The 13,974-nt window shown below is 43.2% G+C and carries 14 protein-coding genes; 11 read left to right on the top strand and 3 right to left on the bottom strand.

Features of this window, described 5'->3' with window-relative positions:
• Window positions 1-33: 33 nt before the first annotated feature.
• The gene (cobA, locus tag ICN22_RS03470; RefSeq protein ID WP_216863474.1) at window positions 34-837 is read right to left on the bottom strand and encodes a uroporphyrinogen-III C-methyltransferase; all 804 of its coding nucleotides are present in this window, start codon (window positions 835-837) and stop codon (window positions 34-36) included.
• A gap of 150 nt (window positions 838-987) precedes the next feature.
• On the opposite strand from cobA, the gene ICN22_RS03465 reads away from it, so the two are divergent.
• The 9 genes from ICN22_RS03465 to ICN22_RS03425 all read left to right on the top strand — a co-directional run bounded on the left by ICN22_RS03465 (window position 988) and on the right by ICN22_RS03425 (window position 11,075).
• A complete protein-coding gene (locus ICN22_RS03465; RefSeq protein WP_216168910.1) occupies window positions 988-2,283 on the top strand; it encodes a CmpA/NrtA family ABC transporter substrate-binding protein in 1,296 nt (431 codons plus the stop codon).
• Window positions 2,280-4,730 (top strand): nitrite reductase large subunit NirB, encoded by a 2,451-nt coding sequence (nirB, locus tag ICN22_RS03460; protein WP_216168909.1) that lies wholly within the window; start codon window positions 2,280-2,282, stop codon window positions 4,728-4,730. Before ICN22_RS03465 ends, nirB begins: the two co-directional genes overlap by 4 nt.
• Window positions 4,723-5,073: a nitrite reductase small subunit NirD gene (gene nirD / locus ICN22_RS03455; RefSeq protein WP_216168908.1), complete on the top strand. Its 351-nt coding sequence runs from the start codon at window positions 4,723-4,725 to the stop codon at window positions 5,071-5,073. Before nirB ends, nirD begins: the two co-directional genes overlap by 8 nt.
• Entirely contained in the window at window positions 5,066-7,909 is a 2,844-nt protein-coding gene (locus ICN22_RS03450) for a nitrate reductase (RefSeq protein ID WP_216168907.1), read from the top strand. Before nirD ends, ICN22_RS03450 begins: the two co-directional genes overlap by 8 nt.
• A gap of 7 nt (window positions 7,910-7,916) precedes the next feature.
• Window positions 7,917-8,825: a DNA-binding protein YbiB gene (gene ybiB, locus ICN22_RS03445; RefSeq protein ID WP_216168906.1), complete on the top strand. Its 909-nt coding sequence runs from the start codon at window positions 7,917-7,919 to the stop codon at window positions 8,823-8,825.
• A gap of 3 nt (window positions 8,826-8,828) precedes the next feature.
• A complete protein-coding gene (locus ICN22_RS03440; protein WP_216168905.1) occupies window positions 8,829-9,338 on the top strand; it encodes an HPP family protein in 510 nt (169 codons plus the stop codon).
• A 36-nt stretch (window positions 9,339-9,374) separates the two neighbouring features.
• Window positions 9,375-9,842, top strand: a complete 468-nt coding sequence (locus ICN22_RS03435; protein ID WP_216168904.1) for a nuclear transport factor 2 family protein — start codon at window positions 9,375-9,377, stop codon at window positions 9,840-9,842.
• Window positions 9,832-10,425, top strand: a complete 594-nt coding sequence (locus ICN22_RS03430) for a nitroreductase family protein (protein WP_216863473.1) — start codon at window positions 9,832-9,834, stop codon at window positions 10,423-10,425. Before ICN22_RS03435 ends, ICN22_RS03430 begins: the two co-directional genes overlap by 11 nt.
• 125 nt (window positions 10,426-10,550) lie before the next feature.
• On the top strand, window positions 10,551-11,075 hold the full coding sequence (locus ICN22_RS03425; protein WP_216168903.1) for an HPP family protein: 525 nt from the start codon (window positions 10,551-10,553) through the stop codon (window positions 11,073-11,075).
• A 199-nt stretch (window positions 11,076-11,274) separates the two neighbouring features.
• Here the strand turns inward: ICN22_RS03425 and ICN22_RS03420 are convergent, their stop codons facing one another.
• Both ICN22_RS03420 and ICN22_RS03415 read right to left on the bottom strand, forming a co-directional pair.
• Complete coding sequence (locus ICN22_RS03420) at window positions 11,275-11,694, bottom strand: BLUF domain-containing protein (protein WP_369411561.1); 420 nt, start codon at window positions 11,692-11,694, stop codon at window positions 11,275-11,277.
• 340 nt (window positions 11,695-12,034) lie between these two features.
• The gene (locus ICN22_RS03415) at window positions 12,035-12,496 is read right to left on the bottom strand and encodes a DMT family transporter (protein WP_216168901.1); all 462 of its coding nucleotides are present in this window, start codon (window positions 12,494-12,496) and stop codon (window positions 12,035-12,037) included.
• Between the two features lie 122 nt (window positions 12,497-12,618).
• Between ICN22_RS03415 and ICN22_RS03410 the strand changes: the two genes are divergently transcribed.
• Both ICN22_RS03410 and ICN22_RS03405 read left to right on the top strand, forming a co-directional pair.
• Window positions 12,619-13,599 (top strand): SDR family oxidoreductase, encoded by a 981-nt coding sequence (locus tag ICN22_RS03410; RefSeq protein ID WP_216168900.1) that lies wholly within the window; start codon window positions 12,619-12,621, stop codon window positions 13,597-13,599.
• Window positions 13,600-13,609: 10 nt separating this feature from the next.
• A complete protein-coding gene (locus ICN22_RS03405; protein WP_216168899.1) occupies window positions 13,610-13,960 on the top strand; it encodes a winged helix-turn-helix transcriptional regulator in 351 nt (116 codons plus the stop codon).
• Window positions 13,961-13,974 lie beyond the last annotated feature (14 nt).

The raw sequence follows: 13,974 nt of genomic DNA, 5'->3' as shown, positions 1-13,974 counted from the left end.
GGTATGAATTCATTTGTAGCTCCTATCAAACAATTAAGATGCTAATTGCAATAAATTTAAAGGATTTTGTGACTCAATTAACGGGGTGAGCGTCTGAAGTTTTTTTCTATAAACTTCTCCGACCATCACCACAACAGGTTGCTTATCTAAAAAATGATGATGTACATCACCAAAGCGCAATTCATCTAAGGTGCAGCCAAAGCTGCGCTGGGTTGGAAGGCTGACTGACTCCATCAAGCATACAGCGGTATCTACTGAATAGCCTTGAGCAATCAAGTTTGCGGCAACCTCAGATAACTGGTCGCGTGCCATGTAGTAGATTGCCGTTTTATGATCTTCATGTGCGCAACGACCAGGCAAAGTAGTCAACGTTAGGGTTCGACTTAACTCCCTGGTAGTTGGAGGCTGCTTTAATTCTGCTGAAGCTGCCAAAGCGGTAGTAATTCCTGGAACAATTTCATAGCGTACATTTGCCTTTTCAAGAGCGTCAATTTCCTCCTGTGCGCGACCAAAAATCAGTGGGTCCCCGCCCTTGAGGCGCACCACAACTGAATACTTGCTAGCAGCGTCCACCAATTGCTTGTTAATAAAGTGCTGAGAGCTTGAATGTGACCCACATCTTTTACCAACTTGCACCAATTTAGTGCTAGAACACCAATCCAACATAGAAAGATCAATGAGTGCGTCATAGAAAACGATGTCTGCCTGAGCCAAAATTCTCGAGCCGCGAACAGTAATGAGGTCGGCAGCTCCAGGCCCAGCACCAATGAGGTAAACGCCGGGCACAAGCCCATCTAATTTAAGGGCTTTAACTCTTGATGGTGAAATTTGTTCCATGCATCATTTTTAACAGTCGGGAATCCCTCTAAAACTTATGAATGAACCAAAAGGGTTCATGCATTATTTTGGTGCACCATTTCAGAGCATTCAGAAAATTCCCAGAAATCAAAATTCCTTATTGTTAGTTATCGACCAAAGGAGCCCAGCATGAAAAAAAACATTAAAGCTAGACTGATAACACCAGAAACTGTTATTTCAACAACTTCGGATACCAACCCTGCGCGACGCAAACTCATTCAAGGCATTGGATCTGCCAGCATCCTATCCTTAATAGATCCCCTAGTTAAAGCTGGCGCATGGGCTGCAGGCTCTGATGCTCCAGAAAAAACTGATGTAAAGGTCAGTTTTATTGCCCTAACTGACTGCTCATCAGTGATTATGGCAAACCATCTTGGTCTGGATAAAAAATATGGCGTCAAGATTATCCCAACCAAAGAGGCATCATGGGCTGCCATTCGTGACAAGCTTGTCAACGGTGAGAACGATATTTCTCATATTTTGTATGGCTTGATGTACGGACTGCAAATGGGTATCGGCGGCCAACAAAAAGATATGTCTCTACTGATGTCGCTCAATAATAACGGACAGGCAATAACCTTGTCTAAAGCGCTCAATAAAAAAGGAGTGACAGATGGCGCCAGTCTAAAGTCACTGATGGATAAAGAAAAGCGTGATTACACTTTTGCGCAAACTTTCCCAACTGGAACGCATGCTATGTGGCTCTATTACTGGCTTGCAAACTACGGCATTAACCCATTCAAAGACGCTAAGATCATCACTGTTCCACCTCCACAAATGGTAGCCAATATGCGTAGCGGTAATATGGATGGCTATTGTGTAGGTGAACCCTGGAATGCCCGTGCAATCTTTGATGACGTTGGCTTTACAGCAATCACTACTCAAGCCATTTGGCAAGATCATCCAGAAAAAGCCTTAGGCACAACTTCTGATTTTGCTAAGAAATTTCCAAACACCTGTCGAGCGGTTACAGCAGCTATTCTAGAAGCCGGAAAATATATTGACTCATCCACAAGTAATAAACATAAAACTGCTGAAGTAGTGTCTGCACCATCTTTTGTTAATACTGACATCAACGTCATTCAGGATCGCATGCTAGGTCGCTATAACAACGGTATTGGCAAAACTTGGGATGACCCTCATGCTATGAAGTTTTATAACGATGGTTTAGCAACCTTCCCTTACTTATCTGATGGTATGTGGTTTATGACTCAACATAAGCGCTGGGGCCTTTTGAAAGAGCATCCTGATTATTTAGCGGTCGCCAAAAAAGTGAACAATATCGCCATCTATAAAGATGCTGCTACAGCCTCAAAAACACCATTACCTAAAAGTGATATGCGTTCGAGCAAACTATTTGATGGGGTCGTATGGAATGGCTCTAACCCAGCAGCCTATGCAGATAGCTTCAAGATCAAAGCATGAAAAAACAAAAACTTGTCATGATTGGTAATGGGATGGCCGGTGTTCGGACCATCGAAGAATTATTAAAGCTCGATCCAGAGCTTTATGACATCACTATCTTTGGTGCCGAACCGCATCCCAATTACAACCGCATTCTGCTTTCTCCAGTATTAGCCGGGGAACAGACTCTTGAGCAAATTGTTTTAAATGACCTAGATTGGTACAAGAGCAATGGTATTCATCTTCATCTCAGTAAAACCATTACAAAGATCGATCGTAAGGAGCGAACGGTTACTGCCGATGATGGCACAGTTGAAAAATATGACCGATTGCTTTTAGCTACCGGTTCACTCCCTTTCATTCTTCCTGTACCGGGAAATGATTTGCCTGGTGTTATTGCCTACCGCGATATCAAAGACACCAATGAGATGATTGATGTAGCCACCCGCTACAAAAATGCAGTTGTTATTGGTGGCGGCCTACTTGGTCTAGAGGCAGCAAATGGTCTAGCTCTCAGAGGCATGAGTGTGACCGTGGTCCATCTTGCAGACTGGCTGATGGAAAGGCAGTTAGATAAAACAGCGGCCGACTTGCTACAAAAATCCCTGGAAGAAAAAGGTCTCAAGTTTTTACTCAAGACCTCTACTGAAGCAATCAGCCCTAATGCTGCTGGTGATCGCGTAGGCTCTATTCGCTTTAAAGGCGGCCTAGAAATACCTGCTGATTTAGTTGTTATGGCAGCAGGCATTAAACCTAATACCGCTTTAGCTGAATCGGCAGGACTCCATTGTCAACGCGGCATCGTCGTAAATGACACGATGCAGACTTTTGATCCAAGAGTCTATGCTGTTGGAGAATGCGCAAGTCACCGCGGCACAGCCTATGGTTTAGTTGCCCCCTTATTTGAGCAAGCTAAAGTTTGTGCCAATCATCTAGCTGAATACGGCATCGGTCGTTATGAAGGCTCTGTAACCTCAACAAAACTAAAAGTAACTGGTGTTGATCTCTTCTCTGCTGGGAACTTTATGGGTGGTGAAGGTACCGAGGAGATTACCCTAGCCGACCCTATTGGTGGCGTATATAAAAAATTAGTTCTGAAAGATGACCGTTTGATTGGCGCTTGTATGTTTGGCGATACCGCAGATAGCACTTGGTATTTCAAACTGATGCGTGACGCACAAAGTGTTGCTGAAATTCGTGATACATTGATGTTTGGTGAATCCAATATTGGCGATGTAGGCCATCAAGGTCACAATAAAGCTGCTGGCATGACGGATGCAGATGAAATCTGTGGATGCAATGGGGTTACCAAGGGAACTATTGTTAAGGCTATTCGGGAACAAGGTCTCTTTACATTAGATGAAGTAAAGAAGTGCACTAAGGCGAGTAGCTCCTGTGGTTCATGTACGGGTCTTGTTGAGCAAGTACTAATGAATGTTCTGGGTACAGATTACTCAGCTACCCCCAGAAAGAAATCTATCTGCGGATGCTCTGATCTTTCCCATGATGAAATCCGTCAAGCTATACGCTCAGGCCACTTAATTTCTCAAGAACAAGTTCGTGCTGAACTAAGCTGGAGAACGCCTAATGGTTGCGCGACTTGTCGCCCTGCCCTGAACTACTATCTGATTTCTACTTGGCCACATGAAGCAAAAGATGATCCACAGTCTCGCTTTATTAATGAACGTGCTCATGCCAATATTCAAAAAGACGGCACCTACTCAGTAATACCAAGGATGTTTGGTGGATTGACGACGCCGGCAGAATTACGCCGCATCGCTGACGTTGCCGAAAAATACCAAGTTCCTACAGTTAAAGTCACCGGTGGTCAACGTATCGACTTACTTGGTATCAAGAAGGATGATCTTCCAGCAGTCTGGAAGGAGTTGGATATGCCCTCAGGTCATGCCTACGGTAAATCGATTCGAACAGTAAAGACCTGCGTTGGTGATGAGCATTGTCGCTTTGGTACCCAGTCTTCTATGAAAATGGGTGTAGAGCTAGAACGTATGCTCTTTGGTATGTATGCCCCTCATAAAGTCAAACTTGCGGTTTCAGGTTGCCCTAGAAACTGTGCTGAAGCCGGCATTAAAGACGTTGGCATCATCGGCGTTGAATCTGGCTGGGAGCTTTATATTGGCGGAAATGGCGGTATTAAAACTGAAGTTGCTGAATTCCTCTGCAAAGTCAAAACAGATGAAGAAGTGCGAGAGTACTCAGGTGCATTCTTACAGCTATATCGTGAAGAAGCCTGGTATCTTGATCGTACCGTCCATTACCTTGCTCGAGTTGGCATGGAATACATCAAGCAAAAAATTGTTGAGGATTCTGAAAGCCGCAAAGCCCTTTACGAACGACTGCTCTTTGACTTGAAGGATGCTCCAGACCCCTGGAAGGATTTCGAAAGAGCCGGGGTGGATATTCGTCAATTCAAAACTATTCCGATTGTCGAGGTTGGAAATGTCTAGTACCGCCCAACTTGATCAGTGGCAGAAAATCACAACGGTTGATGAGATTCCTGTTCTGGGATCTCGGGTTATCCAAGCACCAGCTGGACAAATTGCTATTTTTAGAAATTCAGAAGATGAAGTATTTGCCGTATTAGATAAGTGCCCACATAAGGGTGGCCCTCTCTCACAGGGGATTGTCCACGGTAAATCTGTAACCTGTCCACTGCACTCTTGGAATATAGATCTTTCTACTGGCTGCGCCGTTGCTCCGGATGAGGGCTGTGCCAAATCCTTTGCAGTCAAAGTAGAGTCTAGTGTAGTTTGGTTAAGCCGCGAGGAATTATTAGCTACTCATGGCTGAAGTTAAAAGCACCTGTTGCTATTGTGGTGTTGGCTGTGGCGTCATTATTGAAACTACACCCAATAGCAATGGAAAACTAGAAGTAACCGGGGTTCGTGGTGACCCTGACCACCCCGCAAACTTTGGTAGACTCTGTAGTAAAGGCTCCACCCTCCATCTCACCGCAAACCCAAGCCTTCAAATGCAAGCGCGGTTGGGCTCACCCGCTATTCGCAAAACAAGAGGCGAAGACCCGATAGATATTTCTTGGCCCGAAGCAATACAAACAGTTGCCCAAAAATTTGCCGACATCATTAAAGAACATGGTCCAGAGTCTGTAGGCATTTATGTCTCTGGTCAATTACTAACAGAAGACTACTACATCTTTAATAAGTTAATGAAGGGCTTAATTGGTTCGAACAATATTGATACTAATTCACGCCTATGTATGTCTAGCGCGGTAGCTGGCTACAAGCAAACCTTGGGGATGGATGCTCCGCCTTGCTGCTATGAAGACATTGATTTAGCATCGACCATTTTTATAACAGGATCAAATACCGCTTTTGCCCATCCTATTTTGTATAGACGCCTTGAGGATGCCCGTAAAAATAATCCAGATCTCAAAGTCATTGTTGTTGACCCCAGAAAAACAGATACCGCTAAAGAAGCTGATCTTTACCTACAGATACAGCCTGGTACTGATGTCGCCCTCTACCACGGCATGCTTTACATCATGCTTTGGGAGAACTGGATTGATGAGTCTTATATCTACTCATACACGGAAGATTTTGATGCTCTACGTAATCTAGTAAGGGACTTCACGCCGAAAGCAGTGAGCCAGATATGCGGCATTAAGGAAAAAGACTTATTCCAAGCAGCGCAATGGTTTGCGACCTCTCCTGCAACGCTATCCATGTACTGCCAAGGATTAAATCAATCAGCGTCAGGTGCCGCCAAGAATGCTTCTTTAGTAAATCTACATTTGGCCACCGGTCAGATTGGTAAAGCTGGTGCAGGTCCATTCTCTTTAACTGGGCAACCTAATGCAATGGGTGGCCGAGAGGTTGGCGGCTTAGCTAATTTGCTATCTGCCCATCGTGATCTTGCTAATCCAGAGCATCGCGCTGAAGTCGCTAACTTGTGGGGCGTCCACTCCGTTCCTGAAAAACCAGGTCTTAGCGCTATTCCTATGTTTGAAGCATTGCGCACTGAAAAGCTTAAGGCTATTTGGATCGTCTGCACAAACCCCGCACAATCCATGCCCGATCTCAATGCTGTTCATGAGGGATTGAGCAATGCAGAATTTGTTGTTGTTCAGGAGGCATATGCACATACAGCAACGACCCTGTATGCAGATGTTTTGTTACCCGCTACTACCTGGGCAGAGAAGGTAGGAACAGTCACTAATTCAGAGCGTCGCATCTCTAAAGTCAATCCCGCCATTAATCCCTTTCAGTCTGCAAAACATGATTGGCAGATTGCTCTAGAGGTTGGGCGAGCTCTAGAGGCACTATTACCAGGCAATAGAAAAGAAGGAATTTCTACCCTCTTTACCTATGATGGTCCGGAAGATATTTGGAATGAGCATCGTGAGAGTACGACCGGTCGTGATCTGGATATCACTGGTCTGAGCTATCAAATTCTCGAAGAGCGTGGACCACAGCAATGGCCAATGCCAAAAGGATCTTACTTTGGCAAAAAGCGACTTTATGAAAATGGTGTCTTCCCCACTAAAGATCAGAAAGCACACTTTATCGCTGCACCTTATAAGGCAACCGCAGAATCAGTGGATGCACGATATCCATTTGCATTAAATACTGGACGCCTGCGAGATCAATGGCACGGTATGAGTAGAACCGGCACGATTGGAACACTCTATGGGCACTCACCCGAGCCTTGTGTGGAGATGTCGCCTAAAGATGCTGGCAGAATGAATCTAGAAAATGGTGATTTAGTTCATGTTACTAGTCGCAGAGGTAGCGAAATCTTTCCAATTAAAGTTTCGGATGATATTGCCTCCTCGCAAGCCTTTATTGCGATGCACTGGGGTTCTGAGTTTATTTCAGGCGCTGCTGGTAAAACACCAGGCCGCGGAGTCAACGGACTAACCTGTAACATGATTGACCCTGTATCAGGTCAGCCAGAGTTAAAGCATGCAGCTGTGAAGATCTTGCCAGCAAATCTTCCATGGCAACTCGTTGCCTTCGGCCTATTCCCGAAAGAGGAAGTCTTTTCTGTTCAGAACAGTTTGCGCAGTATCTTGCCTCACTTTGACTCAGCCCAATGCGTCTTATTTGGCAGAGAGCAAGATGGCGACCTTATTGGAGTTTCATTCAAAGCCGCCCACCACGATGATCCTCTTGAAGAATCTGAATCTCTTGCCGCACAAGCCTTGAAGCAAGTGATGCAAAAATTTAAATTGGATGAGGGATCTGGTGAGCCGGTAATGCGCTATAGCGATAAGCGCAGAGGCATAGTGCGGCTCGTACGTGCTCAAGAGAAAGTTTTATCTGCAATGCTCACTGGTTCCGTAGATAGTCTAGCTAGTACTAACTGGCTAAGAGAGTACCTAGAAAGCGGCTTGGATGCAAAAATGCTCGGTCGATCTCTATTGATGCCCGTCAGCAAACCTCCTGTGGAAATAAAGCCTAAGGGTAAAGCAATTTGTAACTGCTTTAATGTCTCTGCAGACACAATGACGCAATGCTTAAGCAAAATGCCAGCAGGAACCTCCCCCGATCAAGCTATGAACTCGCTTCAATCTGAAACTCAATGTGGAACGAATTGTGGCTCTTGCAAACCCGAAGTCAAGCAAATTATTGCGAACTTTCTCAAGCAAGTAGAAGTAGCTGCATAATCTTGTAATGAGCATCACATCATTCCTAAAGGTCATCGGCCGAGGTAGTAAAGGCGCTGGCGATCTTGATCGTCATCAAGCAAAAGAAGTATTTGCTCAAATTCTAGAGGGCAACGTAAGCGATCTTGAGTTAGGTGCTTTTTGTATTGCTATGCGCATCAAGGGTGAATCCGTATCTGAGCTCATGGGCTTTATGGATGCTCTACAACCACATCTAAATTTACTCAACCTAGGCTCACGTCCAGCTATAGTCTTACCAAGCTATAACGGGGCTAGAAAGCAAGCAAATCTCACGCCGCTTCTTGCTAGCATGCTTTCTAGTTATGGTTTTACTGTTCTTATTCAGGGAATAGAAAAAGATCAAACTAGGGTAACGAGCCATGAAATTTTTAAATCGCTTGGCTGGCCAATTCTAAACACTAAGGAGGAATTTGGTACCCTCCTAACCTCCAATAAGCCAATCTTTTGCCCTCTCAAAGTCATTTCCCCAGCACTTCAAAAATTATTGGATGTCAGAGAGAGAATAGGCTTACGCAATACTGGTCATGTCCTTGCAAAACTCATAAATCCAACGCTGCAGAACCCTTGGCAAGTCTCTAACTACACCCATCCAGAATACCCAGAAAAATTACGGGAGTTTTTTCAACTACGTTCAGTCAATTCAATTTTGATGAGAGGAAGCGAGGGTGAACCAACTGCTTCCCTGCAACGATTACCTGAAATGCATTTTTTATTTCCTAATGGAAATGAACTTACCAGCCCAGAAGAGCGATTCGAGGATCCCACTCCATTTAGAGAAATTGATGCCATATCAACAGCGTCTATTACCCAGCAAATTCTTTCTGGACAAGTCGGATGTCCGAACTCAATCCTAAGACAAGCTAACCAAATATCGACTATGGCTGGATTACACTAAGTCATGATCAGAATTGTTAAACGTTTGGTATGGATTTCATTGGGAGCAATCGTTGCGCTTGGCTTGGCCCTGCTGGCTACTAAACCACCAACAACGCCATTACTACTTGCTTCCCTAGGCGGTTCAACGATATTTTTATTTGGCTTAACCGGTACTCCTGCGGCACAACCACGAGCTTTGTTTGGTGGTCACGCAATCAGCGCTCTCATTGGAGTAATTTGCTATCAACTTTTTGACGATGCATTGTGGGTTTACTTGCTTGCAGAAGTAATTACTTTATGCATCCTATTATTGACCCGAACGGTACATCCTCCAGCTGGAGCTAATCCACTGATTATGATTCAGGCGCATGCTGGCTTTAGCCATCTAATAGTAGTTGTTTTGGTAAGCGTTACGATTCTTGCAGTAGTAGCTGCTATCTGGAGTCGTTTAACGCCTGGTAAAGCGCTGCATTACCCAGTGAAATGGAATGAGCCTTCCCCGCAATCAAAAGATTGGAGCGTTTGGGGGTAGTTAGGATCAAATATTTAAAATTGAATAGAGAGAGCCATGGAACAAAAAGCACCATTACCCCCTTTTAATAATGAAACTGCTATTCAGAAGATTCGGATGGCTGAGGATGCTTGGAATACACGAGATCCTGAAAAAGTCTCTTTGGTCTACACCGAAGACACCATTTGGAGAAATCGAGCTGAATTTCCCAAGGGTCGAGAACAAGTAAAAGAGTTTCTCCATCGTAAATGGGCAAAAGAGCTTGATTACCGATTGATTAAAGAATTATGGGCGTTTACTGATAACCGCATTGCAGTTCGCTTCGCGTATGAGTGCCATGATGATTCTGGCAACTGGAGCCGCAGCTTTGGTAATGAGAATTGGGAATTCAATGAAAACGGTTTCATGATGAGGCGCTTTGCCAGCATCAATGATTTACCCATTAAAGAATCAGACCGGAAATTCTTTTGGCCTCTTGGTAGAAGACCCGATGATCACCCAGGATTGAGTCATTTTGGCTTCTAGCAATTTAGATTCGCTTGGTGGCCTTGCTAATGCGCTAATACATAGCCGTCAACATGTTTCACCCAAAAGACTTATTGCGCCCGGCCCCAACCTATCCCAGAAATTAGAAATTCTTAATGCGGCAGGAGCAGCTCCCGATCATGGAAAAATAACTCCCTGGCACTTTTATGAAGTTACTCCTAAAAGTCGCAATCTATTGGGTGACTTGTTTGCAAATGCTCTCATTGAAAGAGATCCCACTGCAACGCTAGCTCAGGTTGAGGAGGCCAAACAAAAAGCATTTCGGGGTCCCCTCCTTTTATTGGCAACCGTTAATCTTAACAATGAGCAAGATGAAATTCCCGAACAAGAAAAAATTATTTCTGCGGGATGTGCAATCCAGAATATTTTATTAATGGCTAATGCTTTAGGATTTGGATCTGGACTTTCGAGCGGCAAAGCTCTTTATAGCCAAAAAATGAGAGAGTTATTTTTATTCAAGGATAAAGAGCAGCCCTTATGTTTCATCACTATCGGAACCATCTCCACCCATAAGCCCAATAAAATTAGGCCAGATGTCAGCTCTTATACATCTACATTCTAAATAGAATAGCCTAGTTAATATACATGTCAAAAAATGAATTCTTTTACAAATTTCGCCATGCGAAAACTAAATTAAATCGCTCAAATTAGTGACTATCTACTATTAAATAATTACTTTATAGATTAATGAATAAATTAAAAGCATGGTGTCATAAGCTTTATGAGGCACTCAAGCCACCTCCTTCCGAATTTTCTCTTACGCAGCAATTTATCATTACCTTAGGTGTCACCACTACTATCTGCCTTTTATCTCTGGTTAACCATCTCTTAGATAAAGAAAATTTATTGCTGCTTGCGCCATTCATTGCCAGCGCTTTAATGATATTTACAATGCCAAACAAGATAATGACTTCTGCGAGCGTAATTTTTCAGTCTTATCTTCTATGTTCACTCATTGGCTTTGCATTTGTATATGTATTTGACTATGCTCAATGGGTAATGATTGCTGCCTTTGTAATCAGCTTCTTTCTTATGCTGGTGCTTGAATGCTTGCACCCTCCCGCAATAATGTTACCTATTATGATTATTAGCGAGAGATTGAGAGACTACACCCTAGCCTTTAATCCAATTGCCATTGATGTTCTTATATTGCTTATTGCAGTTTATTTTTTCAATAAAACCCTTAAAAATTTTCCGCTTGTTAAAAAATGAATTTATAAGCTTGGATTGGTATACCTAGTCTTGCCAATAGGTAGACTGTGTGAAAATAGCCTGCATACTTTTCTAATCTCACAAGCGTCACTTAAAGTAACCCTTAAAGAACTACCCGATGGTGGTTTTGATGTTTCTTGGCGACCTAGGGCAGAATCGATTTCCTATAGCGAAAAACTCTTACAGCACAATAAAAAAGTTAAGCTGACTCTTCTACTGAGCGCATGATTTCTAATAACTCATGATCATGACTGGGTAAGCCATCTAGCACTTTGCCAAGTTGGGGCATATATTTGGCAATGAGATTACCTTGATAAAACCGTAATACCCAGTTAGGGTAGCGTCTTTGATTGGATGGTGAGCAGTTTAATTTCCGCAAAATATGATGGCGATCGTCCTGCTCAATCTTTGCCCAAACTTCCATCACATTGTCCTCGGTGCCCTCTAGGATTTGAGAGAACATCCCATTCTCATAAAATAGCACGCCGGTGATTTGATGATCCTGATTCCACTTGTACGAAATATCAAACAAATAGACCAAATCCATTAAGTTCATTGGTCTTGATGCCTTGCTAACGTAGCTAAGCTCGATCAATTGACTTGATCTTTTTAATAACACCTTACCCCCTTTGACACTTGATAGCGCCTATATTTACAGGACATTTTATAGGTTGATTTTTGTAAGTTTGAATAGGAAAAACCCTGATATTGACCAACGAAAGGATAAAAATCCCTATAGATAACTTGTCCTTTAAAAGGAACATTTCTAGTAAAAGAGAATTTGAGATATCCAGAGGAAATGGTATCAACCTGCGAATAGCAATAGAGATTCGATAGACCACGTCCAATGCTCGGAGAATTCTTGGTGGCCCGGGGCGGAATCGACCACGACTGAGGATGCCGAACCGTATTTTCTATTGGCCCCATAAGTTCAAGCGTATTTTGAGAGAATGCTCACTCTAACTTGTTTTGGAATTAGCTAATTGCGTGATAACCACACCCATTATCAGCAATCCTACTCCCAGTAATCGCAACATGCTAACTGGCCGAATAGTGGCGCCAAATAATCCGAAGTGATCAATGACAACTGACATAAAAATTTGAGCCACAACAATAAACACTATGAAATTAACAACGCCGATTCTAGGTGAAATAATCGTTGCACTAATTAAGTAAAAACCCAAAATGAGCCCGCCAAATAACTCTATGGGCTTTGCTTCTGAAACTTTACCCAGATCTGGTAAGGATTGAGTTAATACCAAACTAATTAGAAAGCAAAAAAGTAAGCAGATACATGATGCGATCACTGGCGCATGAAGAGTAATCTCCATCGTTCTTCCAAGTCTGCCATTAATAATTCCTAAAATTGGAATGAGACTGCCTGAAAGTAGGGCCCACAACGCATACTTCAAATAATCCATCTTTAGATTCCCTTCGCTTTTGTTTTAGCCTTCAAATAGATCATAACATTAACTTGCAATTTACAAGTTAATTTGTATACTTGTGAAATGCAAGTTATTAATCTACGCCTAAGGAGCATTTCATGGAAAAGGTTTTAGTTACAGGAATTACTGGTTATATTGGGGAACATTGTGCCGCCGCACTACTTCGCGAAGGATATGAAGTGGTTGGAACAGTTCGCTCCCTAGCAAAGGCAGATGCAACTCGCAAAGCCATCAGTAAAGTTGCCCAAACTGATAATTTATCCTTTGTTGAAGCCGATCTTTTATCAGACAAAGGCTGGGACGATGCAATGCAGGGTTGTTCCTATGTTCTCCATGTTGCATCCCCCTTCTTTTTGAAAGAACCTCAAAATGAAAATGAGCTCATTGCCCCTGCAGTAGACGGGACGCTTCGAGTGATTAAAGCGGCTAAAAGTGCTGAAGTAAAAAGGCTGGTTCTAACATCTTCCACTTTTGCCATCATTGCTGGAAAAGAAACTGGAAAATATGGGCCTCAAGACTGGTCAGACACTAATAAGAATATCGGTGCATACGCAAAAAGTAAGACCTTGGCTGAGCGTGCGGCATGGGCGGAAGTTAAAGGCAGCAACCTAGAGCTTGCTGTGATTAATCCTGGCGCTGTATTTGGCCCCCCAATTGGTTCAAAAGATGGGGCTCAAAATGTAGCAATGATGGCAGACATGATTGCAGGAAAAATGCCAATGATTCCTGATATGGCTATGGGCATGGTTGATGTTCGGGATGTAGCAAAACTTCATATCGCCGCCATGACTAAAAGCGGTGCCTCAGGCAAGCGTTTCATCGCTTGCACAGCAGAACCGATAGAAATGTCGACCGTAACTCAAGTTTTAAGGGATGCTGGCTACAGCAAGGCTCCCGCTCGAAAGGCGCCAACTTTTCTTTTAAAGTTCATGGGTATTTTTGACAAGCAGGTAAAAGGCATGCTCCCGTTTATAGGCAAAAAAGCGTCGTATGATAATAGTGAGACTTTTGAAATTTTAGAATGGAAGCCCACACCGATGTCGCAGTCCTTTAAAGAAATGGCCTCAGCTATTACCTAATATGAAAAAGATGGATGAAAAAATTGATTGGCGCTCAATCTGCCCAATTAGCTCAGCACTTGATGTGATTGGTGATAAATGGTCTTTATTAATTATTCGTGACCTGATCATTCATGAGGCTTTGACCTATAGTCAATTTCTAGAGTCCCCTGAGCAAATTTCAACCAATATCTTAGCGACAAGACTTGATCTTTTGACTCGGCTAAAACTAATCGAGCGAGTCCACCCTGAATTAGCATCACGAAATAACGCCTACAAACTCACAAAGAGTGGTAAGGCATTAGAGCCTGTGATCAAAAGTCTTGGTAAGTGGGCTGGAAAATATCTATCTGAATATCATTCAAAAATAGTTCGACTCTAAATCTCATACTCTAG

This window comes from Polynucleobacter bastaniensis (assembly GCF_018882205.1).
GTDB classification, from domain to species: domain Bacteria; phylum Pseudomonadota; class Gammaproteobacteria; order Burkholderiales; family Burkholderiaceae; genus Polynucleobacter; species Polynucleobacter bastaniensis.
The sequence above is the reverse complement of the archived record's forward strand: the minus strand, read 5'-3'. Positions and strand labels throughout refer to the sequence as shown.